The organism is Streptomyces abikoensis, assembly GCF_014648775.1.
Classification (GTDB): Bacteria; Actinomycetota; Actinomycetes; order Streptomycetales; family Streptomycetaceae; genus Streptomyces; species Streptomyces abikoensis.
On the sequence record NZ_BMRT01000002.1, the window covers coordinates 172,684 to 194,676 of the forward strand.

21 protein-coding genes and 1 pseudogene are annotated in these 21,993 nt (G+C 74.5%); 15 read left to right on the forward strand and 7 right to left on the reverse strand.

What is annotated here, in order from left to right; all coding sequences use genetic code 11:
- Nucleotides 1–2: 2 nt before the first annotated feature.
- Together IE096_RS07685 and IE096_RS07690 are read right to left on the reverse strand one after the other, a co-directional pair.
- Nucleotides 3–1,226: an NAD(P)/FAD-dependent oxidoreductase gene (locus IE096_RS07685; RefSeq protein ID WP_308430323.1), complete on the reverse strand. Its 1,224-nt coding sequence runs from the start codon at nt 1,224–1,226 to the stop codon at nt 3–5.
- A complete protein-coding gene (locus IE096_RS07690) occupies nt 1,223–3,343 on the reverse strand; it encodes a molybdopterin oxidoreductase family protein (protein WP_189449986.1) in 2,121 nt (706 codons plus the stop codon). The genes IE096_RS07685 and IE096_RS07690 overlap by 4 nt, the downstream gene beginning before the upstream one ends.
- 191 nt (nt 3,344–3,534) lie before the next feature.
- On the opposite strand from IE096_RS07690, the gene IE096_RS07695 reads away from it, so the two are divergent.
- Genes IE096_RS07695 through IE096_RS07705 form a run of 3 tightly spaced genes read left to right on the forward strand, consistent with a single transcriptional unit; the run spans nt 3,535 to nt 5,836 of the window.
- Nucleotides 3,535–4,680 carry a uroporphyrinogen-III synthase gene (locus tag IE096_RS07695; protein WP_189449987.1) on the forward strand — a complete coding sequence of 382 codons (1,146 nt, stop codon included), beginning with the start codon at nt 3,535–3,537 and terminating at the stop codon, nt 4,678–4,680.
- Complete coding sequence (locus IE096_RS07700; RefSeq protein WP_189449989.1) at nt 4,680–5,459, forward strand: sirohydrochlorin chelatase; 780 nt, start codon at nt 4,680–4,682, stop codon at nt 5,457–5,459. The genes IE096_RS07695 and IE096_RS07700 overlap by 1 nt, the downstream gene beginning before the upstream one ends.
- A 2-nt stretch (nt 5,460–5,461) precedes the next feature.
- On the forward strand, nt 5,462–5,836 hold the full coding sequence (locus IE096_RS07705) for a DUF488 domain-containing protein (protein WP_189449991.1): 375 nt from the start codon (nt 5,462–5,464) through the stop codon (nt 5,834–5,836).
- A 16-nt stretch (nt 5,837–5,852) separates the two neighbouring features.
- Here the strand turns inward: IE096_RS07705 and IE096_RS07710 are convergent, their stop codons facing one another.
- The gene (locus IE096_RS07710) at nt 5,853–7,172 is read right to left on the reverse strand and encodes an aminotransferase class I/II-fold pyridoxal phosphate-dependent enzyme (protein WP_229820030.1); all 1,320 of its coding nucleotides are present in this window, start codon (nt 7,170–7,172) and stop codon (nt 5,853–5,855) included.
- Nucleotides 7,173–7,279: 107 nt separating this feature from the next.
- On the opposite strand from IE096_RS07710, the gene IE096_RS07715 reads away from it, so the two are divergent.
- The 8 genes from IE096_RS07715 (at nt 7,280) to IE096_RS07750 (ending at nt 14,918) form a co-directional block, all read left to right on the forward strand.
- Nucleotides 7,280–8,488 (forward strand): MFS transporter, encoded by a 1,209-nt coding sequence (locus tag IE096_RS07715; protein ID WP_189449995.1) that lies wholly within the window; start codon nt 7,280–7,282, stop codon nt 8,486–8,488.
- A gap of 141 nt (nt 8,489–8,629) precedes the next feature.
- Nucleotides 8,630–9,571, forward strand: coding sequence for an FkbM family methyltransferase (locus tag IE096_RS07720; protein WP_189449997.1), 942 nt, complete (start codon nt 8,630–8,632; stop codon nt 9,569–9,571).
- A gap of 224 nt (nt 9,572–9,795) precedes the next feature.
- A complete protein-coding gene (locus tag IE096_RS07725) occupies nt 9,796–9,948 on the forward strand; it encodes a hypothetical protein (protein WP_189449998.1) in 153 nt (50 codons plus the stop codon).
- Entirely contained in the window at nt 9,945–11,267 is a 1,323-nt protein-coding gene (locus tag IE096_RS07730; RefSeq protein ID WP_189450000.1) for a diaminobutyrate--2-oxoglutarate transaminase family protein, read from the forward strand. Before IE096_RS07725 ends, IE096_RS07730 begins: the two co-directional genes overlap by 4 nt.
- Nucleotides 11,268–11,303: 36 nt before the next feature.
- Nucleotides 11,304–12,677 (forward strand): aspartate kinase, encoded by a 1,374-nt coding sequence (locus IE096_RS07735; RefSeq protein WP_189450002.1) that lies wholly within the window; start codon nt 11,304–11,306, stop codon nt 12,675–12,677.
- A 37-nt stretch (nt 12,678–12,714) separates the two neighbouring features.
- The gene (locus IE096_RS07740; RefSeq protein ID WP_189450003.1) at nt 12,715–13,167 is read left to right on the forward strand and encodes a MarR family winged helix-turn-helix transcriptional regulator; all 453 of its coding nucleotides are present in this window, start codon (nt 12,715–12,717) and stop codon (nt 13,165–13,167) included.
- Between the two features lie 16 nt (nt 13,168–13,183).
- A complete protein-coding gene (locus tag IE096_RS07745) occupies nt 13,184–14,080 on the forward strand; it encodes an ABC transporter ATP-binding protein (protein WP_189450005.1) in 897 nt (298 codons plus the stop codon).
- The gene (locus IE096_RS07750) at nt 14,040–14,918 is read left to right on the forward strand and encodes an ABC transporter permease (protein WP_189450007.1); all 879 of its coding nucleotides are present in this window, start codon (nt 14,040–14,042) and stop codon (nt 14,916–14,918) included. Before IE096_RS07745 ends, IE096_RS07750 begins: the two co-directional genes overlap by 41 nt.
- 1 nt (nt 14,919) lies before the next feature.
- Here the strand turns inward: IE096_RS07750 and IE096_RS31305 are convergent.
- Nucleotides 14,920–15,825: pseudogene (locus tag IE096_RS31305) on the reverse strand (DUF2127 domain-containing protein).
- Between the two features lie 204 nt (nt 15,826–16,029).
- On the opposite strand from IE096_RS31305, the gene IE096_RS07760 reads away from it, so the two are divergent.
- A complete protein-coding gene (locus tag IE096_RS07760) occupies nt 16,030–16,545 on the forward strand; it encodes a hypothetical protein (RefSeq protein WP_189450009.1) in 516 nt (171 codons plus the stop codon).
- Nucleotides 16,546–16,549: 4 nt separating this feature from the next.
- On the opposite strand, the gene IE096_RS07765 is transcribed toward IE096_RS07760, so the two are convergent.
- The 3 genes from IE096_RS07765 to IE096_RS07775 form a co-directional block, all read right to left on the reverse strand.
- Nucleotides 16,550–16,828, reverse strand: coding sequence for a DUF1540 domain-containing protein (locus tag IE096_RS07765; protein WP_229820096.1), 279 nt, complete (start codon nt 16,826–16,828; stop codon nt 16,550–16,552).
- Between the two features lie 127 nt (nt 16,829–16,955).
- Nucleotides 16,956–17,936 carry an NAD-dependent epimerase/dehydratase family protein gene (locus tag IE096_RS07770; protein WP_229820031.1) on the reverse strand — a complete coding sequence of 327 codons (981 nt, stop codon included), beginning with the start codon at nt 17,934–17,936 and terminating at the stop codon, nt 16,956–16,958.
- A 58-nt stretch (nt 17,937–17,994) separates the two neighbouring features.
- A complete protein-coding gene (locus IE096_RS07775) occupies nt 17,995–18,651 on the reverse strand; it encodes a class I SAM-dependent methyltransferase (RefSeq protein ID WP_189450012.1) in 657 nt (218 codons plus the stop codon).
- Between the two features lie 87 nt (nt 18,652–18,738).
- Between IE096_RS07775 and IE096_RS07780 the strand changes: the two genes are divergently transcribed.
- The 3 genes from IE096_RS07780 (at nt 18,739) to IE096_RS07790 (ending at nt 21,980) form a co-directional block, all read left to right on the forward strand.
- Nucleotides 18,739–19,332, forward strand: a complete 594-nt coding sequence (locus IE096_RS07780) for a helix-turn-helix domain-containing protein (protein ID WP_189450013.1) — start codon at nt 18,739–18,741, stop codon at nt 19,330–19,332.
- 80 nt (nt 19,333–19,412) lie between these two features.
- Nucleotides 19,413–21,281 carry a CASTOR/POLLUX-related putative ion channel gene (locus IE096_RS07785; RefSeq protein WP_229820032.1) on the forward strand — a complete coding sequence of 623 codons (1,869 nt, stop codon included), beginning with the start codon at nt 19,413–19,415 and terminating at the stop codon, nt 21,279–21,281.
- Between the two features lie 123 nt (nt 21,282–21,404).
- Nucleotides 21,405–21,980 (forward strand): TerD family protein, encoded by a 576-nt coding sequence (locus IE096_RS07790; protein WP_189450015.1) that lies wholly within the window; start codon nt 21,405–21,407, stop codon nt 21,978–21,980.
- Nucleotides 21,981–21,993 lie beyond the last annotated feature (13 nt).

The following is a 21,993-nucleotide window of genomic DNA, read 5'->3' on the forward strand; positions in this document are numbered from 1 at the left end:
CCTTAGGGGATGAGCAGGTAGGAGGGGTCTGCGGGCAGCGGTTCGTCCCGTTGCCAGGCGAGGGCGATGTCGCCCGTGGCGGCGAGGTCGCCCAGGAGGACGCCGGCGACGAGCCGGTCGCCGCGCAGGACGAGCGTGGTGGAGGTGCCGCGCAGGGTGTCGGAGTAGCGCAGCGTGTCGTGGCCGGGGGCGTGTTCGGCGGTCATGTCGCCGAACGCGGCGAGCTGGAGGGGGCCCGCGGACAGCCGGGTCAGGGGGCGGGTGCCGGTGTGGCGGGCGCCGGGGTCCGTGCCCGAGAGGTGGGCGGCGAGCGCGTCGGCCTGGGCCCAGGCGGGTCCGGTCAGTCCGTGGACGGCGCCCCGGTGCTCGGCGCAGTCGCCGATGGCGTGGACGCCGGGGGCGGAGGCGGCCAGCCGGTCGTCGACGACGACGCCGTGGCGTACGCGCAGCCCCGCCGCCCGGGCCAGCGCGGTGCGGGGCCGGACGCCGCAGGCTAGCAGGACGAGGTCGGTCTCCAGCTTGGTGCCGTCGGCGAGTTCGAGGGCCTGGACGTGGTCGGTGCCGTGGAGGGTGACGGGTTGGGCGGCGAGGTGGGTGGTGATGCCGAGGGCGGCGAGCTGCCCGCGCGCCAAGCGCGCGGACCGGTCGTCGAGGTGGCGTTCCATCAGCCACGCGCCCCGGTGGACGATCGTGGTGGACGCGCCGAGGGCGGCCAGGGCGCGGGCGGCGCTGACGCCGAGCACTCCGCCGCCGATCACGACGGCGTGGGTGGCGCGGCGGGCGGCGTCGGCCAGGGCCCGGCAGTCGGCGAGCGTGCGCAGGAGGTGAACGCCGCCGGGTTCCCGGTCGTCGTCGCGCAGCCCCCGCAGGGGCGGCAGGACGGGGGCGGCTCCGGTGGCGAGGACGAGGGTGTCGTAGGACTCGGTGGTGCCGTCGGCCAGGGTGAGGGAGCGGGCGGCGGGGGCGACGGCCGTGACGCGGGTGCCGGTGCGCAGGGTGGCCCCCTCCCCCAGCGGCAGGCCGATGCCGTCGGGGTCGTGGCGGCCGGTGAGGACGTCGGCGAGGAGGGCGCGGTTGTAGGGCGCGTCCGGCTCCGCCCCGTACAGCGTCATCTGGACCGCGCCGGGGGGTGTGCGGGCGAGGAGTTGCTGGGCGAAGCGGGCGGCGGCCATGCCCGCGCCGACGACGGCGACGCGGCGGGTGTCCGTGCCGGCGCTCGTGTTCACGCGTCGGCCTCGGCTTCGGCCGCCTTCTCCACCCGGACCGCGCACACCTTGAACTCGGGCATGCGCGACTGGGGGTCCAGGGCGGGGTTGGTGAGGGTGTTGGCGCGGCCGGGTCCGTCCCAGTGGAAGGGCATGAAGACGGTGTCGGGGCGGATGGCCGCGGTGATCCTGGCGGGGGCGAGGGCGCGGCCGCGCCGGCTGGTGACGGCCAGGACGTCGCCCTCGCCGACGCCGAGGCACTCGGCGAGGTGGGGGTGGAGCTCGACGAACGGGCCGGGGGCGGCCGCGTTGAGCTCGGCGATCCGGCGGGTCTGGGCGCCGCTCTGGTACTGGGCGGTGACCCGGCCGGTGGTGAGGTGGAGGGGATAGGCGGGGTCGGGCTCCTCGGCCTGCGGGCGGTGACCGGCCCCGGCGAACCGGGCACGGCCGTCGGGGGTGGCGAAGCGGTCGAGGAACAGGCGTGGCGTCCCCGGGTGCGCGGGGTCGGGGCAGGGCCAGAAGACGCCGTTCTCGGCGCGGATGCGGGCGTAGTCGATGCCCGCGTAGTCGGCGGCGCCGCCCGCCGAGGCCCGGCGCAGCTCGTCGAAGATCTCCTGCGGGTCGTCGGGGAAGCCGTGGGTGGTGCCCAGGCGCGCGGCGAGCTCCTTGAGGAGGGTGAGGTCCGTGCGGACCCCGGGGGGCGGGGGAACGGCCGCCTGGCGGAGGATGACCCGGCCTTCGAGGTTGGTGGTGGTGCCGGTCTCCTCGGCCCACTGGGCGGCGGGCAGGACCACGTCGGCCAGTTCGGCGGTCTCGGAGAGCACGACGTCGCTGACGGCGAGGAAGTCCAGCGCCCGCAGCCGCTCGGTGACATGGGCGGCGCGGGGCGCGGAGACGACGGGGTTGGAGCCCATGACCAGCAGGGCGCGTGTGCCGTCGGGGGTTCCGGCGCGGTCGAGGAGCTCGTAGGCGGAAGGGCCCGGTCCGGGAAGGGAGTCGGGGTCCACGCCCCAGACGGCGGCGACGTGGGCGCGGTCGGCGGGGTCGGTCAGGGAGCGGTAGCCGGGGAGCTGGTCGGCCTTCTGCCCGTGCTCGCGGCCGCCCTGGCCGTTGCCCTGGCCGGTCAGGCATCCGTAGCCGCTGCCGGGCCGCCCGGCCTTGCCGGTGGCCAGGCACAGGTTGATCCAGGCGCGGACGGTGTCGGTGCCCTTGCTGTGCTGTTCGCTGCCGCGCGCGGTGAGGACCATGCCGGTGCCGGCTCCGGCGAACATGCGTACCGCCTCGCGCAGTCGCGACACCGGCACCCCGGTGATCTGCTCCACCCGCTCGGGCCAGTGGGCCATGGCGGTGGCCCGGGCCCCTTCGAAGCCGGTGGTGCGGGTGGCGATGAAGTCCTTGTCCAGATGGCCGTCGGCGATCACCAGGTGCAACATCCCCAGGGCGAGCGCCAGATCGGTGCCGGGCACCGGGCGCAGGTGGAGGTCCGCCTGTTCGGCGGTGCGCGTCCGGCGGGGGTCGACGACGATCAGCCGGCCGCCGGCCTCGCGCATGCGGGTGAAGTAGCGCAGCGCGGGCGGCATGGTCTCGGCGGGGTTGGCCCCGACGAGGACGACGCAGCCGGTCGTGGCGATGTCCTCCAGCGGAAAGGGCAGGCCGCGGTCGACGCCGAAGGCCGCGCGGTGGGCGGTGGCGGCCGAGGACATGCAGAAGCGGCCGTTGTAGTCGATGTTCGGGGTGCGCAGGACCACGCGGGCGAACTTGCCGAGCGCGTAGGCCTTTTCGTTGGTCAGCCCGCCCCCGCCGAACACGCCGACGGCCGCGTTCCCGTGGCGTTCGGCGGCCCGTCGGAGACCGTCGGCCGTCCGGTCCAGGGCCTCGTCCCAGGACGCCTCGCGCAAGGTCCCGTCCTGAGCGTCGCGGACCAGGGGCGCGGCCAGGCGGAGGGCACGGGCGAGGAGGGCGGGCGCGGTACGGCCCTTGCCGCACAACGCGCCCTGGTTGACGGGGAATCCGGGGCGTTCCTCGACGTCGACCGGCGGGGCGGCGGGCGGCGTACCGCCGGGACCGGTGGGTCGCGGCCGCAGTCGCATGCCGCACTGCAACGCGCAGTACGGGCAGTGGGTGTCGGTCGGGGTCATACACCGAGCATGGGTCCCGACCGTTACACGGCCGGGTCCGAGGTGTTGCGGCCGTGGCACGGATTCCTCACGCCCCGGCGGTGGCCGTGTGATGTGGGTGGCATCCGCATTTAACACGAGCCGGGCACATACTGACGCCGCCATGACAGTGCGGCAACTCGCCGGTAACAGAGCGCCGCGAGCCTGAGCCCATGAGTACGGGGAACACGACCGCCGGCCGGGACACCGGGGCGGTGGGACCGCTGACGGGTTTCACGATCGGGGTGACGGCGGACCGCCGCCGCGAGGAGCTGGTGGCACTGCTCGTGCGCCGGGGCGCCCGCGTCGTCGAGGCCCCCGCCCTGCGCATCGTGCCGCTCGGTGACGACGCCGCGCTGCGCCGCGCCACCGAGCGCTGCCTCGAAGCCCCGCTGGACTACGTCGTCGCCACGACGGGCGTGGGCTGGCGCGGCTGGATGAGCGCCGCCGAGGGGTGGGGGACGGCCGACGCGCTGCTGAGCGCGTGCCGGGGCGCCACGGTGTTGAGCCGGGGCCCGAAGGCCACCGGCGCGGTACGGGCCTGTGGCCTGGCGGAGGCGTTCGCGCCCGGGACCGAGGCCAGTCACGAGGTGCTGACGTGGCTGCTCGCCCGGGACCTCGACGGCCGCCGGGTCGCCGTCCAGGAACACGGGGCGCCGCTGCCGGACTTCACGGCCGCGCTGCGCGAGCGGGGCGCGGAGGTCATCGAGGTCCCGGTCTACCGGTGGGGGCCTCCGGAGGATCCCGGCGCGGTCCGCCGCCTCGTGGAGGCCACCACGCGCGGAGAGGTGCACGCGCTGACGTTCACCAGCGCCCCGGCCGCCGTGGCCCTGCTGGAGGCGGCCGCGGCGGCCGGGCAGCGGGAGAGGTTCCTGGCCGCGCTGCGCGAGGACGTGGCGGCGTTCTGCGTCGGCGAGCTGTGCGCGCACCCCCTGCGGGAGGCGGACGTACCGGTGCACTGCCCGGAGCGGAGCCGGCTCGGGGCGCTCGTACGGACGCTGGAGGACGTCCTGTCCCGGCGCGGCCGCCGCGACCTCAGCCCCGCGCCGGACCCCCTGGTGCTCCAGGGCAACGCGCTCCTCGGCGACGGCGCCCCGGTGTGGCTGCCGCCCCTGCAGGCCGCGGTGCTGCGCGCCCTCGCCGAGCGCCCCGGCCAGGTGCTCAGCCGCGCCGAACTGCTGGTGCGTGCCTGGCCCGACGGCCGCGCCGACCGGCACGCGGTCGACATGTCCATCGCCCGGCTGCGCAGGGCCCTGGGCCGCCACGCCGCCTTGGTCCGCACGGTCCCGAAGCGGGGCTACGCCCTGGCGGGGGCGTGATGGCCGGGCCCGCCCCCGTCCTCGTCGCCGTCGCGCACGGCACGCGGGATCCGGCCGGGGTGCGGACCGTGCACCGGCTGCTGGAGCGGGTGCGGGCCCTGCGGCCGGGGCTGCGGGTGGAGTGCGGGTTCCTGGGGCTGGCCGCGCCCTCGCTGCCGGACGTGCTGGAGCGGGTGGCGGGGCCCGTCGTGGTGGTGCCCGTGCTGCTCGGGCCCGGCTATCACGTCCGCGTCGACATCCCCGCCGTGCTGGACGCCGTCGGCGCCGGTCACCGGGCCGTGCCGGCGCCCGCGCTGGGCCCGGACGCGCTGCTCGCCGAGGCCCTGTCGGGGCGGCTGCGCGAGGCGGGCTGGTGCGGCCGGGCGCCCGGCGCGGCCGTGGTGCTGGCGGCCGCCGGGTCCCGGGACCCGGCGGCGACGGCGGCCACGCGCGCCATGGCCGGGCTGCTCGGCACGCGGCTGGGCGCGCCCGTCGTCCCCGCGCACCTCGGCGGGCCGCTGCCCCCGCCCGCCGAGGCCGTCGCCGCGCTGCGGCGGCGCGGCCTCCCCGGGCCGGTGGCGGTGGCCCCGTACCTGCTGGCGCCGGGCGACTTCGCCCGGCGGGCCGGGTCCGGCTGCGCGGCCGACGCCGTGGCCGCGCCGCTCGGCGCGCACCCGGCCGTCGCCCGCCTGGTCCTGCGCCGCTACGACGAGGCGGCGGCCGTCACGGCACCGCCGGTTCCGGGTGCGCGGCCGGCCCGCGCGGCGGACCATGGAAGCCGCAGCCGGACCGGGAGGTGACCGTGACGGCGAGGAAGACCCGGGACATCCGGGTGCGCAGGGTCTACGAGGAGCCCGCGACGGCCGACGGCAGCCGGGTGCTGGTCGACCGGATCTGGCCGCGCGGCCTCAGCAAGGAGGCGGCCGCCCTCGACGAGTGGTGCAAGGACGTCGCCCCCTCGACGGGGCTGCGCACCTGGTACGGCCACGACCCGGGGAAGTTCGCCGAGTTCGGCCGCCGCTACCGGGCCGAGCTGCACGGCGACGCGACGCACGAGAACGCCCTCGGGCATCTGCGCGAGGTGGCCGGGGAGCGCCCGCTCACCCTGCTGACGGCCACCCGCGACCAGGACATCAGCGCCGCCGCCGTCCTCAAGGAGGAGCTCGAGCGGCGCTGACCCCCCGCCGCGGCGCTCATCCCCCGTACGTCGCCTGGGAGTCGCCCAGCACCGCCGCGAAGTCGGCGGCCAGCCGCCGCCCGTCGGCGGGTGGCAGCCCGGCGGCGGTGATCCGCACCCCGGGCGCCGCGCCGATCCGGAAGCGCGCTCCGGCCGCAACCCACCAGCCGTGCGTCCGCAGGCCGTTGACGACGGCGGACTCGTCCCGCACGGGCACCCAGAGGTTCATGCCGCTCACCCCGTGGGCCGTGATGCCGTGCCGGCCGAGCTCGCCGATCAGGGCCAGCCGCCGTGCCTCGTAGGCGTCGCGGGCCCGGCCCACCAGGTCCCGGGTCGCGGGGTCCGTCATCAGGCCGAGGACCGTCTCCTGGAGCAGGTGACTCACCCAGCCGGAGGTGAGCAGCATCCGCCCGTCGTGCCGGGCGAGGGTCGTCGCGTCGCAGGCGGCGGCCGCCCAGCGCAGGTCCGTGCCCAGGTACTTGGTGACGGTCGCGACGTGCGCCCAGCGCGCGAGGCCGCCGCCGGTGAGGGTGTGGAGGGGGACCGCCGCGACGCTCCCCGCGTGGTCGTTCTCGATCACGAGGACGTCGGGCGCCTCGCGCAGGACCGCCACCAGCGCGTCCCGGCGGGCGGGGGTGAAACGGCCGCCCCAGGGGTTCTGCGCCCGGGGGCTGCACACCACGGCGCGCACTCCCGCGCGCAGCGCGGCCCGCAGCGCCTCGGGGCGCATGCCCTCGTCGTCGACCGCGACGGCGACGGTGCGCAGCCCGAGCGCCGTGACGAGGTCGAGCAGGTGGTGGTAGCCGGGGTCCTCCACGGCCACGGCGTCGCCCGGACGGAGCTCGACGGACAGCAGCCGGCCGATCATGTCCAGCGCGCCGTGCGCGAACGTCACGTGCTCCACCGGCACTCCGTCCGCCCCCAGCCAGGCGCGGACGGCCTCCTCCAGGCCCGGCAGCCGGGGGGACGAGCGGTGGGAGCGGGCGCCGGGCGAGAGCCGGACGGGCGGCAGGAGATCGGGGAGGAAGGCCGGGTCGGGGTGACCGCCGGCCAGGTCGCGCAGCCCGTCGGGCACCTTGGGCGGGCGCCGGGAGGCCACGGCGGGGGCGGGCGCGACGACCGTGCCGCCCCTCCCCCGCGTGACGACGATGCCGCGCCGCCGCAGTTCCTTGTAGGCGGTCGCGACCGTGCCGGGGCTGATCCCGAGGTCCTCCGCGAGCCTGCGCACCGGCGGCAGCGCGGCGCCGGGCTCCAGGGCGCCCTCGGTCACCGCCCGTTCGACGGACGCGGAAAGGGCCTTGGCTGTCGTACCAGTGATCGCATATTGTGTTGCCACACCGTCAATTATGTATTGATACATAACTGGTTGGCAAGGGAATCGGGGGAACGATGCGCGGCGCACGGACACCAGGACGGATACCAGGAGGGCGGGACGGGCGGCGCATGCTCGCGGTCGCCCTCGTCGACCGGGTCGGCAGCGGTCTGTGGGCCGCCACCTCGGTCCTGTATTTCACCTATGTCGCCCACCTCGGCGTGGCCCGGGTGGGCACCCTGGTCGCCGCCGCCGGGATCGTCGGCATCGCGGGCGCGCCGCTCGGCGGCCTGCTGGCCGACCGGCTGCCGGTCGTCCGCGTCCTCGCCGCCCTCCAGCTCCTGCGCACGGCCGCCGCCGTGGGCCTGCTCCTGACCCACGACTACCCGCTCCTGCTGGTCTGTTCGGCGGCCGGCGGCTTCGGCGACCGGGCGTCGAGCGTGCTCACCAAGCTCTACGCCTCCCGCATCGCCGGGCCCGACCGGGTGCGCTACCAGGCGCTCCACCGCACCGTCGCCAACGCCGGCTGGGCCGTCGGCGGGCTCGGCGCGGCGGCGGCCCTCTCGGCCGGCACGACGACCGTCTACACGGGCCTGCTCCTCGGCGACGCCCTCTCGTTCGTCGCCGCCGCCCTGATCATCCTGCGCTGCGCGGAGACGTCCGCGCCCGCCCGCACCGTCACGGGCGCCGACGGTCCCGTGCCGGCGGCGCGCCCCACGAACCCCTGGCGGGACCGCACCTACCTCGCGTACGTGGTCAGCGACACGGTGCTCTTCCTCGACGACGCCGTCTTCCGGGTGGGCCTGCCCCTGTGGGCGATCCGTGCCACCGACGCCCCGCACGGCCTCGTCCCCCTGCTGCTGGTGCTCAACAGCGTGCTGGTCGTGGCCCTCCAGGTGCCCCTCGCCCGCTTCGGCGCCACGACCACCAGGGCGCGGGCGCTGCTCCTCCCCCTCACCGCCGTCTTCGCCGCGTCCGGCGTCGCCATGGCCGCCTCCGCCACCCACGGCGCCGTGCCCGCCACGATCTTCCTGACCCTCGCGGCCACCGGCTTCACCCTCGCCGAGATGCTCCACGCCACCGTGTCCTGGGAGTTGTCCGTCGCCCTGGCCCCCGACACCGCGCAGGGCGCCTACCTGGGCGTCCACGGCCTCGCCCAGGCGACCCAGCGCGCCGTCGGCCCCCTGGCCGTCACGGCCGCCATCGCCACGGGCCCCCTCGGCTGGACGGCCTTCGGCACCCTCATCGCCGCGACCTGCGCCGCCCAGCACCGCCTCGTCCGTGCCCGCCTCACCGATCCGGCCCCACTGCCGGAACCGGTCCCGGCGACGCGGGGCTGACCGGGTCCGCCCGGTCATCGGCACGCGCGCCGCGTACTCCTTCCGACGGCATCCCTCGCCCGAACCGCCCGGAAGACACCGGTCCTTCACTACCGTGATGGTCCTCGGGGCGCACCCGAAAGGCGCTGAAGGGGAGGGGCGATGGGACTCGCGTATCTGCGGTCGGACGCCGACCGGGCGGCGGGGACGGGCACGGCACGGGTGCTGGCGCGGGAGGCCGCCGGGTGTGTGCGGGACATGGCGGTGGGCCTCCGGCGGGGGCGGGGGGCCGGGCGGGTGACGGTGCCGTACTGGATGGCCCGGCGCTTCGCCGGCGCGGCCGGCACTCCCCTCGACAGCGAGGCGTTACTCGCCTTCCGCTTCGCGACGCCCGACCGTCCCGCGTCGGTGGTCGTCCGGCGGGGCCAGAGCGACCTGCTGATCCTCTGGCAGGTGTTCCTGCGCCGCTTCTACGAGCTCGACGCCGTCTACGCGCTGGACGAGCCCCTCACCACCCTCGACACGGTGGTGGACCTCGGCGGCAACACCGGGCTGGCCGCCGCCTATCTGACGGCCCGCTACCGGCCGCGCAGGCTGCTGACGGTCGAGCCCATCGCGGAGAGCCTCGCGGTGCTGCGGCGCAACGCCGGGCTGTCGGGCCTGGACTGGATCGTCGAACCGCTGGCCGTGGACGGCCGGGAAGGGGAACTGGAGTTCGCGGTGAGCGGCTTCTGGGACACCTGCACCGCCGTCCCCGCCGTCCGTGAGCTGCGCGGCAGCCGCCCCCACCGGCTGGAGAACGTGCTGGCCCGGCCGTCGCGCACGGTCCCGGCGGTCACCGTGGAGCGCCTGCTGGACAAGCACGGCATCGACCGCGTCGACCTGCTGAAGATCGACGTCGAGGGCAGCGAGGCCGGGATCTTCGCCGAGCCCCGGCCGTGGATGGCGCGGGTGGCGCGGATCGTCATGGAGATCCACGACAAGTACATCGACGGCATCGCCGTCCGCTCCACGCTGGCCCGGGCCGGTTTCCGCCGCGTCCCGCCCCGGGTCCCCGACCCGGTCGGATTCAACCCGGTGGAGCTCTACATCCGCCGCGCCTAGGCGCCCCCGTCCAGACCCCGGGCCCTCCGTTTCCCCTTCGCGGTCGCGTTACTTACGGTGGAAGAAGAGGGATAAAACGCTACATTCCACACGTCAAAAGCTTGACGTGAAGGTTCCGCACCCGCCGTCGTCCGGGCCCATCGGATGAACAGCACCCCTCACCAATCCGTACATATGGACAGGCAAGGCACACACGCTGCGGATCCGCCCCGCAGGGAGAGGTCATGGCAGAGTCGACAACGGTCGCATACGCCCGTGGCGCCCTCGGCCGCCCGGTCACCGTCGGCGTGCTCCTGTCCACACACCGTGTCCACCTCCTCGACGAGGGACTCCAGCGCGGGCTGCCGCCCGAAACGATCGCAGGAGGCGCGTCATGACCGCGCTCGTCGCCGCCCGCCCGCTGACCGCCCCGCACGTCGACGGCGAGCTGCCCGGTCCGCTCTCCACCGAGCTGCTGGCTCGCCAGGAACTCCGGGAGTCGAACGCCCGGACGTATCCGAGGCATCTGCCCATCGCCCTGGCGGAGGGCTCCGGGAGCTTCGTCCGCGACGTCGACGGCAATGTCTTCATCGACTTCCTCGCCGGCGCGGGGGTGCTCTCCCTGGGCCACAACCACCCCGAGGTCGTCGCGAGCGTGACCCGGCAGCTGGGGCTGCTCGCCCACGGCCTGGACTTCCCCACCCCCGCCAAGGACGCCTTCACCGAGGCCCAGCTGTCCATGCTCCGCCCGGGGCTGCGCGAGAAGATGAAGATCCACTTCTGTGGGCCGACCGGCGCCAACGCGGTGGAGGCCGCCGTCAAGCTGTGCAAGACCGCGACCGGCCGCGGGGACGTCGTCTCCTTCCAGGGCGGCTTCCACGGCAGCACCCACGCCGCCATGGCGCTCAGCGGACTGGTCTCCGCCAAGCGGAACGTGCCCAACACCATGCCGGGCGTCCATTTCTTCCCGTACAACCGCGCCGAGCCCCTGGAGCAGGCGCTCACCGACAGCCTCGGCGGCATCCCACCGCCCGCCGCCGTCCTGCTGGAGCTGGTGCAGGGCGAGGGCGGCGTGGTCCCGGCCCACCCCGAATTCGTCCGGCGGGTGCGGAAGCTGACCCGCGACCTCGGCGTGCCCCTGGTGGTCGACGAGGTGCAGACGGGCTGCGGGCGCACCGGCACCTGGTTCGCGTTCGAGCAGTACGGCATCGAGCCGGACGTCGTCGTGGCGTCCAAGGCCCTGAGCGGCATCGGCATGCCGGTCGCCGTCATCCTCTACGACGCCGCGCTGGACACCTGGGAGGCCGGGGCGCACATCGGGACGTTCCGGGGCAACCAGCTGGCGTTCGCCGCCGGGGTGGAGGCGATCCGGGTGATCCGGCGCGACGACGTGCTGGGCAACGTCCGGCGGCGCGGCGAGCAGATCGCCGGCCGGCTGGCGCCGCTGACGGGCCGTCCGGGGGTCCGCGAGGTGCGGGGCCGGGGCCTGATGTGGGGGGTCGAACTGGCCGATCCCGTGACCGGCCGGCCCGCGACCGGGGCCGCTTCGGCCGTGCAGGCCCACGCGCTGCGCCACGGTCTGATCGTGGAGCTCGGCGGCCGGGACGACTGCGTCGTACGGATCCTGCCGCCGCTCAATGTGACGGCCGAGGTCGTCGACACCGCCTGTTCGATCCTCGTCGACGCGATCACCGCCCGCGCCGCACGTACTCCTTGAGCAGTGGCTCCTCAAAGCAGTGGAAGGCCCCGAACGATGCTCATCGTCCAGAAATACGGCGGCTCCTCGGTGGGGAGCACCGAGCGGGTCCGGCGCGTCGCGGAACGCATCGTCGCCACGCACGACGAGGGCCACGACGTCGTCGTGGTGGTCTCCGCCATGGGGGACACCACCGATCGGCTCCTCGGGCTGGCGCGGGAGATGGCTCCCGTCCCCTCCCGCCGCGAGCTGGACATGCTGCTGAGCGCCGGTGAGCGCATCTCCAACGCGCTGATGGCCATGGCGGTCCAGACGCTGGGGGTGCCGGCCTGCTCCTTCTCGGGCCAGCAGGCGGGTGTGATCACCAGCTCGGTGCACGGCCGGGCCCGGATCATCGGCGTCGAGCCCACCCGGGTCCGGCAGGCGCTGGACCGCGGGCTGGTCGTGCTGGTCGCGGGGTTCCAGGGCGTCAGCCGGGAGACCGGCGAGGACACCACGCTGGGGCGCGGCGGTTCCGACACCACGGCCATCGCGCTGGCCGCCGCGCTCAAGGCGGACGTCTGCGAGATCTACACCGACGTGGACGGCGTCCACACCGCCGACCCCCATCTGGTGCCGCAGGCCAGGCCGCTGTCCCGGCTGGACTACGACACGATGCTGGAGCTGGCCGCGTGCGGCGCCAAGGTGCTGGCCCCGCGCAGTGTGGAGTACGCGCGCCGGCACCGGGTGACCGTGCGCGTCCGCGCCGCCGAGGGCGGCTGCCCCGGCACGGTGGTGACGGCGTGCGCGGACGAACCGGAGCGCGGGGCGTGCGCGGAACACGCCGCCTGTCCGGAGCGCGCGCCGTTCGTGGGCGTCGCGCACGACCTGTCCACGGCCGAGATCACCGTGACCGCGGTCCCGGCCCGCCCGGGGGCCGTGTCCGCGGTGTTCCGGGTGGTGGCGGACGCCGGTGCGGAGATCGACACGGTCGTCCGGTCGGCGCCGCGCGAACCCGGGGAAGAGCCCGGCGAACGGGCGGGCGAACGGGCCGGTGACATCAGGTTCGTCCTCCCGAAGAGCGACGTGCCCGCGGTGCTCGCGGCGCTGTGCGAACACCGCGCCGAGATCGGCCACACGACGGTGACCAGCCGCGACGACATCGGCAGGGTCTCGCTCATCGGCTCCGGCGTCCGGACGGGCACGGGCGCGATCGCGGCGTTCTGCGAGACGCTGGCCCGGGCGGACGTGCGGTTCGAGTCCATCACGGCGACGGAGACCCGGATCTCGGTGCTCTGTCCCGCGGACCGGCTCCCGGGCGCGCTGCGCGCGCTGCACCGGTCCTTCGGTCTCGGCGCGGACGCCGAACCGGCCAAGCGCGTGGTGCCGTCCGGCCGGGCGGCGCCGGTGGACGCGGGGGCCGAACCGGCGCGTGCGGGCGTCTGCCGGTAGCTCGCCACTGGCTCTTACACAGAGCTAAAATGATGGTATGGCCGCAGGGAGTCTTCCCGACGAGCTCGCCGGGGTTCTGTCCGGTATCCAGCGGATGGCCCGCCGGAGGCTGTGGCACGGCCTTCCGGTGCCACGCCCCCGTGGCGCCCAGGTCGAACTGATGCGGCTGGTCACGGCGCGCCCCGGCATCGGCGTCTCGGCCGCCGCCCGCGAGCTGTGCCTGGCCGCCAACACCGTCAGCACCCTCGTCAACCAATTGATGTCGGCCGGCCTGCTGCGCCGGGAGGCCGACCCCGGGGACGGGCGCGCCGTGCTGCTCTTCCCGACGCCGTCGTGCGGGGAACGGCTTCGGGACTGGGACGCGCGGCGCGCCGCGCTCTTCCGGGACCACGTCCGGGAGCTCACGGACGAGGACCGGGCCGCCCTCGCCGCGGCGCTGCCGGCGCTGCGCAGGCTGGCCGCGTCGATGCGGGCGGCGGAGCCCGTCTGACCATCACGGAGGTGCCATGACCACTTCCCTCCCCCACCACGTCGAGCCCGCCGGGCGGAGCGCCGACGGCGCGGCGCTCAGCTGTGTCGACCTCCACTACGCGTTCGGCGCCACCAAGGCCGTGGACGGCCTGGACCTGCGGGTGGAGCAGGGCGAGGTCTTCGGCCTCCTGGGCCCCAACGGCGCGGGCAAGACGACCACGATCCGCGCGATCACCACGCTGCTGCCCGTCCCGCCGGGCGTCGTCGAGGTCTTCGGGCACGACGCGGCCCGGCAGAAGATGGCCGTCCGGCGGCTGCTCGGCTACGTGCCCCAGCAGTTGTCCGCCGACGCCGGCCTCACCGGCCACGAGAACGTGGCCCTCTTCGCCCGGGTCTTCGACGTCCCCCGCCGCGAACGCGCCGCGCGCGTCGCGCAGGCGCTGGACGCGGTCGGCCTGACCGACGCCGCGCAGCGGTCCGCCGGGACGTACTCGGGCGGCATGGTCCGCCGCCTCGAACTCGCCCAGGCCCTGGTGAGCGCCCCGCGCCTGCTGATCCTGGACGAGCCGACCATCGGCATGGACCCGATCGCCCGCGACAGCGTCTGGGAGCGCATCTCCGACATCCGCGCGGGCACGGGCATGACCGTGCTGGTGACCACCCACTCCATGGAGGAGGCCGACCAGCGCTGCGACCGGCTGGCGCTGATGCACCGGGGGCGCGTCCGGGCCCTGGGCACGCCCGAGGAGCTCAAGGCCGAACTGATCGCCCACCGCCGGGAGTCCGGCGACGCGGATCCGCGGCCGCCCTCCCTGGAGGACGTCTTCCGGCACTTCGCGGGCAGCGGCCTGGGCGACCCGGGCCCCGACGAGCAGCGAGGGGAGTTCAGCGATGTCCGCCGTACCCGCCACACCGCGTCCCGCGTCGGCTGACGCCGTGCCGGACGGGCCCGTCGCCCCCGACCAGCGGTTCGCGCTGCTGCTGGCCCCGCCGCGCGCCCGCGGCGGGCTGCGGGTCGTCCCGGCCCGGGTGGTCGCGATGTGCGCGGTCGAACTGCAGAAGCTGCGGCACGACCGCACGGAGCTCTACACCCGGGCCGTCCAGCCGGCGCTCTGGCTGCTGATCTTCGGCGAGACCTTCACGCGGATGCACGTCATCCCCACGGGAAACGTCCCGTACATCGACTACCTCGCCCCCGGGATCATCGCCCAGTCGGCGATGTTCATCGCCATCTTCTACGGCATCATGATCATCTGGGAGCGGGACTCCGGCGTCCTCACCAAGCTCCTGGTCACCCCCACGCCCAGGGCGGCGCTGGTGACGGGCAAGGCCTTCGCGTCCGGGGTGAAGGCGGTGATCCAGGCCGTGGTCGTGATCGTGATCGCCGCGGCGCTGGGCGTCGCGCTCACCTGGAACCCGCTGCGGCTGCTGGGCGCTCTCGTGGTCGTCCTGCTCGGCTCGGCCTTCTTCGCCTGCCTCTCGATGGCGATCGCCGGGATCGTGCTCACCCGCGACCGTCTCATGGGCATCGGCCAGGCCATCACCATGCCGCTGTTCTTCGGCTCCAACGCCCTCTACCCGGTGGACGTGATGCCCGGCTGGCTGCGGGCGTTCAGCGCCGTGAACCCGCTCAGCTACCAGGTGGACGCCCTGCGCGGGCTGCTCATCGGCACCCACGCCCACCTCCTCGCCGACTTCGCCGTCCTCACCGTCGCCGCGCTCCTGGGCATCGCCGCGGCGGCCTCCCTGCTGGGCCGGCTGGCCCGCTGAGCTACGGGCGGGCGCCGCCGGACGCACCGGGTGCGGCGGGCGGGTGGGCGTGCCCGGTGAAGACGCGTTCCAGCGCGCCCCATCCGGTGTCGTGGGCGCGCTCGGCGGCCTCGGCCCTCCCGCCGCCCCGGATGCCGAACAGCCGCTTGGCGAAGAGCAGATACAGCACGACGGCCAGGTTGATGACCAGCGTCAGGACCTTGGTGGCGCTGATCCGCCCGGTGAGCTCGTACACCTCCGGCACCAGCAGCACCTACGTCGCCACGAAGGTCAGGTATTCCGCCCACCGCTTCGCGTACCAGAGCCCCACGGCCTCGACCCCTTCGAGGAGCGCGTACGCCGCCAGGACCAGGCCGACGAGCCAGAGCGTGGCGGCGTGCGCGGCGAAGGCCCTGTCGAGGTCCTTGAGCAGCCCGTGGTTCGCCATCCCGCTCGGCCCTCCGACGCCGTTCTGGATGGCGTCGACGATCCGGTAGAACGGCTTCTGGAGCCGGCCGCGCTCATGGGCGAACACGAAGACGGCGGCGGCGAGCACGGCCAGAACGGCGAAGTGCACCATCCGGTCGACGGCGATCAGCCGCAGGACGTACCGGTCCCGCAGCGGCCTGCCCCGCAGCGGGAGCGCGATCTCCGCCCGGGCGGGCGGGAACTCCCGCGCCGGCGAGGCGGGCGCGGGCAGCGGCAGCCACGCGTCACAGCGCAGGCAGCGGTGCCAGCGCGCCCCGTCGGCCGTCTCGCGGACGACGAGCGCGTCCTCGTGGCGCACGGCGGCCGCGTCGGTGCCGACGAGGCGGTGCCCGTGGAGGGCGCAGTCGATCAGCTCGTAGACGGGGGCGCGGCGACGTCGGCGCGGCCCGGGGTGGGGGTGCGCGCCGGGAGCGGGTACGAGGGCGGGCTTTTCCGTCACGGTCGTGGAGTATGCCCGGGTCCGGCGGTGCTACGCCCACGGGTGCGCAAACGGTGGGCGAGCCGACCGGGCACCGGCTATCTACCGTTCGAGTGAACCGACATGAGCGTTCGTGCCGTCAGAACGCCGAAGGCGTCCCTGTACCGTAGCGGCGGCGGATTTCCCGGGCGGACGGTCCCGGCGGACGACGGAGGCGGAGAGACCTTGAACGATCCCGGCCGGACCGAGGCGTACACGGCCGAGGACCGCGCGACCATGACCGGGCCCGCGTGCGCGTTCCTCGACCAGTGGCTGGCCACCATGGACACCGCGCTGGCGGAGTGGCGCCGGGCCCATCTCCCGGCCGGTTTCCCCTTCGACTTCGGCCTGGATTCGCTGGACGCGCTGGAGCCGCTGCTGCTGTCGCGCTTCCCGGACCGGGCCGCCATCGACGCCGCGTCCAACGCGGACTTCACGACCGGCGCCGTGCGCTACATCGGCGAGACGCTGCTGCGCGCGGTGCCCGCCCGGTGGGGCTACGAGGACCGCGGCCCGGAGGACACCCACCGGTACAACCGGGTCCCGGTCGTCCGCTCCAACACCCCCGCCGCCTTCATGGAGGCGGTGGCGCCCCACCTGGCCCTCCACGTGCTGGTCCGCGACCGGGGGCTGGGGACGCTGCGGCAGTTCACCGGCCCGCTCCTCGACGCCCACGAAGCGGCGGAACTCGCGGGCGGCTGAACCGTCACCGGGCCGTGTACGTCAGGCAGTCCGCCGCGTCCTGGAGGGCGGCCACCGTGATGCCGGGCGCCTGGCACTCGAGCCCGACGTTGTGGAGGCACCCGGCCATGTGGCAGGCGCCCACCCGCCCCACGGCGGAGGTGTCGCCTCCCTTGACCGGGTGCACGAAGAACGTGTCGCAGCGCGCGCGGGTCGCGTCGCCCACGGTGATGGCCAGGGCATGGCAGGCGCTGTCCTCGTTGTACGCGCACTCGCCGACCTCGCACACGGCCACCTGGGGCATCTCCACAGCGCTCTCCTCGTTCCTGGGGGTTCGCGCCTGATGCCTTCCTCGGGCATGAGGTCATGACACCGCCCGTCCCGTCCGTTCACCCGGAAGCCGGGGCCGGGCGGTCCGGTCGGCGGTCCTGTCAGCGGTCCTCTCGCGCCAGCAGTTCCCTCTCCTGTTCGGGGCTGAATCCGCGCCGGAGCGGGGGCAGACCGCGGGCGCGGTCCCAGGCGAGGACGTCGGCCGCCGTCACCTCCAGCGGGGTCGCGGGCAGGCCCGCCGCGCGGGCGCGGGCCGGGCTGCGCTGCTGGGACGGCCAGTCCGGGCGCAGGAGGGGGAAGAGGGGTGGGAGCTCTTCGGGGGCCACCGTCACCGGGACGATCTCGACCCGTGTCCCGGCCACGCGGGCGCAGGTGCGGATGAGCCCGCCGAGCGTGGTGGGTTCGGCGGGGCCCACGGCGTGGAACGCGCCGGGGCGGTCGTCGGCGAGCAGCCGGCCGACGAGGCGGGCCAGGTCGCGCGAGTCGACGATCTGGACCGGCTGGGCGGGGTCGGTGGGCAGGGCGACGCGGCCGCCGAGGGCGGCCCGCCGCACCCAGTGGGTGAAGGTGTCCGACGGGTCGTGGGGGCCCGCGACCTTGCCCGGCCGGACGATCGTGGCCCGGGTGCCGTACCGGGCCAGGACGTCGTCCTCGCAGGCGACCTTGCACGGGCCGTACGTGGAGTTGTCGAGCACCTCGGTGTCGCGCACGGGCGGGCGGCGCGGGGTGTCCTCGTCGGAGCCGGGCCGCAGGCCCGTGTTGTCGTAGACGGCGTGGCTGGAGATGAACAGGTACCGGCCGACGCGGTCGCCCAGCGCGTCCATGGCCTGGCCGACGTGGCGGGGGACGAAGCCGCTGACGTCCACCACCGCGTCCCAACGGCCGTCGCGCAGCGCGGCGTAGTCGCCGGTGTCGCGGTCGCCGATGAGCCGGGTCAGCCCGGGGAACAGGTCGGTGCCCGTCCTGCCCCGGCCGAACAGGGTCACCCGGGCGCCGGCGCGCAGGGCGTCCTCCACGATCGCGCGGCCCACGAACGACGTGCCGCCGAGCACGAGGATGTTCATGTCCATGGCGTGGTCCATGGCCGTCGACCCTACCCGGCGGGGTCGCGGGCGCAAACCGCCGGGCGGGCACGGGTGTTCACCGCGCGCGGCGCCGGAGGGCGATGACGTTGTCGGTGACGGTGGCCGTTCGTCCGTCGGGCCCGGTGACCTGGCGGGCGGGGGCGTCCAGGCGCTCGGTGTGCCACTCGTCGAGTGCGAGGCCCAGCGCGGCGAGTTCCTCTTCCGGGGTGGGGACGGCGTCCTCGTGGGGGTGCCAGGACCACGGGGGGACGGTGGCGTGGGTGACGACGAGCAGGAGGCCGCCGGGCGCGACCTCCTCCGCGACCGCGCGCAGGATCCGTTCGCGGGGCAGTTCCACGTTCGACTGGAAGAACTGGGCGGAGACCAGGTCGAAGGGGCCGTCGGGGAGGGTGCGGGCCAGGTCGTGCCGCTGGAAGTCGATCCGGTCCGCGACGCCCGCCTCGGCCGCGTGGCCCGCGGCCCGCTCCAGGGCGGTGGCGGCCACGTCGGCGGCGGTCACCCGCCAGCCGCGCCGGGCCAGCCAGACCGCGTCGGCGCCCTCGCCGCAGCCCAGGTCCAGGGCCGTGCCCGCCGGCAGCGGCTCGACGACGTCGACGAGGACCGGGTTCGCCCGGCCGCTCCACACGCGTGCGCGCTCCTGGTAGCGCCGCTCCCAGTACTCGGCGGGGTCGACGTTCTCGGCCTGGTGGTGCCGGTGCTCGCTGATGCTCATCGGGAGTCCTCCCTCTCGGTTCCCCGTGAGCCTCGCCCGGACCCCACCCGCTTGACAAAAATTCTTGCCGGATCGGCAAATAGGGGGATGACCGACGACGACATTCCCCAGGTGCTCAGCGCTGTCGGCCCCCGGCTGCGGGCGCTGCGCCACGAGCGCGGGGTCACCCTGGCGCGGCTGAGCGAGACCACCGGGATCTCGCTCAGCACCCTCTCCCGGCTGGAGGGCGGGCAGCGCAAGCCGACCCTCGAACTGCTGCTGCCGCTGGCCAAGGCCTACGGAGTCCAGCTGGACGAGCTGGTCGGCGCGCCGCCCACCGGCGACCCGCGCGTCCACCCCCGCCCGTTCACCCGGAACGGGAAGACCTTCATCCCGCTGACCCGCGACCTCGGCGGCGGACTGCGCGCCTTCAAGCACATCGTCCCGGCCAAGGCGACCAAGGACGTCCGGCCCGAGCAGAAGACCCACGAGGGCTACGAGTGGCTGTACGTGCTGTCGGGGCGGCTGTGGCTGGCGCTCGGTGAGCACGATCTCGTCCTCACCGCCGGCGAGGCCGCCGAGTTCGACACGCGCGTCCCCCACGGCTTCGCCAACGCCGGTGAGGAACCGGTGGAGTTCCTCAGCCTCTTCGGCCCGCAGGGCGAGCGCATGCACGTACGGGCCCGGCCCGGCGGCGCGTGACGGGCGCGCGGACCGGGCTACCCGCGCCCCGACGGGGGTAGAACCAACCCCGTCGGCGGCGGACGGGGGGAGTGGTGCGGGTGAAGTGGCGGGACCGGCTGCGGTACTGGTTCGACAGCACCATGGACCGGGGCACACCGGCCCTCATCGGCTGGCTGGCGCTGGCGTCGGTGGTGCTGGTCGGCGTCACGACCGTGCTGGTGGTGACCCTCACCGACGAGGACACCGAGGCCAACGGCGGCTGGGCGGGCGTGGCGTGGATGAGCATGCTGCGCACCCTGGACCCCGGCACCATGGGCGGGGACCACGGCGGATGGGTGTTCCTGGCGCTGATGCTGATGGCGACCATCGGGGGCATCTTCATCGTCAGCACCTTCATCGGTGTGCTCACCACGGGTCTGAACAACCGGATCCAGCAGTTGCGCAAGGGGCACTCGCAGATCATCGAGAGTGGCCACACCGTCGTCCTGGACTGGTCGGAGCAGGTCTTCACGGTGGTCGCCGAGCTGGTCGAGGCCAATCAGAGCGAGCGGCGCTCCTGTGTGGCCATCCTGGCGGACCGCGACAAGGTGGACATGGAGGAGCAGATCCGGCTGCGCGTCCCCGACACCCGCCGTACACAGGTGATCTGCCGGTCCGGCAATCCGCTGAAGCAGGCGGACCTCGAGCTGGTGAGCCCGGACACGGCGAAGGCCGTCATCGTGCTGCCCTCGTTCTGCCCGGACAGCGACACCAGGGTGATCAAGACGCTGCTGATCCTCAACAACAGACAGTGGACCAGGGGCCGGCCACCGCTGATCGCGGCCGTGCAGGACGCGGGCAACCTCGCCGCCGCCCGGCTCGCGGCGGGGCCGAGCGGACTGGTGGTCGACGCGGACGACCTCGCCGTGCGACTGACCGTGCAGTCGCACCGGCAGTCCGGCCTGTCCACGGTCTGCAACGAATTACTGAGCTTCTACGGCAACGAGATCTACATCGTCGCGGAACCGGCCCTCGCCGGGGTGGCCTTCGGCGACGCCCTCCACCACTACTCCCTCGGCGTGCCCATCGGCGTGGCCCGGGCGGACGGCCGGATCCTGCTGAACCCACCCATGGACACCCTCATCGGCGCGGAGGACGCCGTCATCCTCGTGGCAGAGGACGACGAGTTCATCCGGCTCGCGGAAGAGCCGCCGCCGATCGTGGAGGAGGCTATCGCCAGGGGCGCCGGGCGGCCGCCGGCCCCCGACCGCACGCTGCTGATCGGCTGGAACTCCCGGGCTGAGAAGATCATCGAACTGCTGGACCGGTTCACCCGCCCCGGCTCCGCCCTCGACGTGGCCTCCCCCGGCCGCCCGGCCGGCTTCGACGACCTGGCGCCGGAGCGCCTCGTGCTCGGGCACAAGCCCTGCGAGCCGACGAACAGGCGGTCGCTGGAGGGCCTCTCCCCGGGCGACTACCAGCACATCCTCCTCCTCTCGGACGAGACCGTGGACCCCGAACAGGCCGACAACCACACACTGGTGACGCTGCTCCACCTCCGGGACATCGAAGCCGGCCTCGGCGACCCGTACTCGATCGTCTCGGAGATGAACAACGACAGCAACCGCGAGGTCGCCCAGGTCACCAAGGCCGACGACTTCATCGTCAGCAACAAGCTGATCTGTCTGCTGCTGACGCAACTGGCCGAGAACCAGCGGCTCTACCGGGTGCTGCGCATCCTGCTCGACCCGGCCGGCTCGGAGATCTACCTCAAGCCGGCGGGCCACTATCTGGTCCCCGGCGCCGAGGCCACGTTCGCGACCGCCGTCGAGGCCGCCCGTAGGCGGGGCGAGGTCGCGATCGGCTACCGCCTCGGCCGGGACCGCGACACCGCGCCCTCCTACGGGGTGTGCCTCAACCCGTCCAGGACCGAGCCCTTGACCCTGCGCGAAGGGGACCAGATCGTCGTACTCGCGGAGGAGGGGTGACAGGCGTGAAAATACTTCATTGCTTGCGCAAGTCGGGAACCATAGGTTTTGGCCTGGCGTTATGCGAAATGACAACACCGCGCGATGACAGCACGCGGTCCAGCGAACCCCCGGAGGAAGAACATGGCCGTGACCCTGGCCAAGGGCGGCAACGTCTCACTGAGCAAGGAGGCCCCGGGCCTGACGGCCGTGATGGTCGGGCTGGGCTGGGACGTGCGCACCACCACGGGCGCCGACTACGACCTCGACGCCTCCGCCCTGCTGTGCGACACGGCCGGGAAGGTCCTCTCCGACGAGCACTTCGTGTTCTTCAACAACCTCCGCAGCCCCGAGGGCTCGGTGGTGCACTCCGGGGACAACCTCACCGGCGGCGGCGACGGGGACGACGAGCAGATCCAGGTCGCGCTGGGCCAGGTGCCGCCCGGGGTCGCCCGGATCGTCTTCCCTGTGTCCATCTACGACGCCGACCAGCGCGGCCAGAGCTTCGGGCAGGTGCGCAACGCGTTCATCCGCGTGGTGAACCAGGCCGACGGCCGTGAGCTCGCCCGCTACGACCTCACCGAGGACGCCTCCACCGAGACGGCGATGGTCTTCGGCGAGCTCTACCGGCACGGCGCCGAGTGGAAGTTCCGGGCCATCGGCCAGGGTTACGCCTCGGGGCTGGCGGGCATCGCCTCGGACTTCGGCGTCAACGTCTGACGGTCAGTGGGAA

Coding starts and splice junctions, on each gene's coding strand:
- IE096_RS07690 (WP_189449986.1), bottom strand. CDS start 3,343: ATGACCCCGACCGACACCCACTGCCCGTACTGCGCGTTGCAGTGCGGC.
- IE096_RS07695 (WP_189449987.1), top strand. CDS start 3,535: ATGAGTACGGGGAACACGACCGCCGGCCGGGACACCGGGGCGGTGGGA.
- IE096_RS07700 (WP_189449989.1), top strand. CDS start 4,680: ATGGCCGGGCCCGCCCCCGTCCTCGTCGCCGTCGCGCACGGCACGCGG.
- IE096_RS07715 (WP_189449995.1), top strand. CDS start 7,280: ATGCTCGCGGTCGCCCTCGTCGACCGGGTCGGCAGCGGTCTGTGGGCC.
- IE096_RS07720 (WP_189449997.1), top strand. CDS start 8,630: ATGGGACTCGCGTATCTGCGGTCGGACGCCGACCGGGCGGCGGGGACG.
- IE096_RS07725 (WP_189449998.1), top strand. CDS start 9,796: ATGGCAGAGTCGACAACGGTCGCATACGCCCGTGGCGCCCTCGGCCGC.
- IE096_RS07730 (WP_189450000.1), top strand. CDS start 9,945: ATGACCGCGCTCGTCGCCGCCCGCCCGCTGACCGCCCCGCACGTCGAC.
- IE096_RS07735 (WP_189450002.1), top strand. CDS start 11,304: ATGCTCATCGTCCAGAAATACGGCGGCTCCTCGGTGGGGAGCACCGAG.
- IE096_RS07740 (WP_189450003.1), top strand. CDS start 12,715: ATGGCCGCAGGGAGTCTTCCCGACGAGCTCGCCGGGGTTCTGTCCGGT.
- IE096_RS07745 (WP_189450005.1), top strand. CDS start 13,184: ATGACCACTTCCCTCCCCCACCACGTCGAGCCCGCCGGGCGGAGCGCC.
- IE096_RS07750 (WP_189450007.1), top strand. CDS start 14,040: ATGTCCGCCGTACCCGCCACACCGCGTCCCGCGTCGGCTGACGCCGTG.
- IE096_RS07765 (WP_229820096.1), bottom strand. CDS start 16,828: ATGCCCCAGGTGGCCGTGTGCGAGGTCGGCGAGTGCGCGTACAACGAG.
- IE096_RS07770 (WP_229820031.1), bottom strand. CDS start 17,936: ATGGACCACGCCATGGACATGAACATCCTCGTGCTCGGCGGCACGTCG.
- IE096_RS07775 (WP_189450012.1), bottom strand. CDS start 18,651: ATGAGCATCAGCGAGCACCGGCACCACCAGGCCGAGAACGTCGACCCC.
- IE096_RS07780 (WP_189450013.1), top strand. CDS start 18,739: ATGACCGACGACGACATTCCCCAGGTGCTCAGCGCTGTCGGCCCCCGG.
- IE096_RS07790 (WP_189450015.1), top strand. CDS start 21,405: ATGGCCGTGACCCTGGCCAAGGGCGGCAACGTCTCACTGAGCAAGGAG.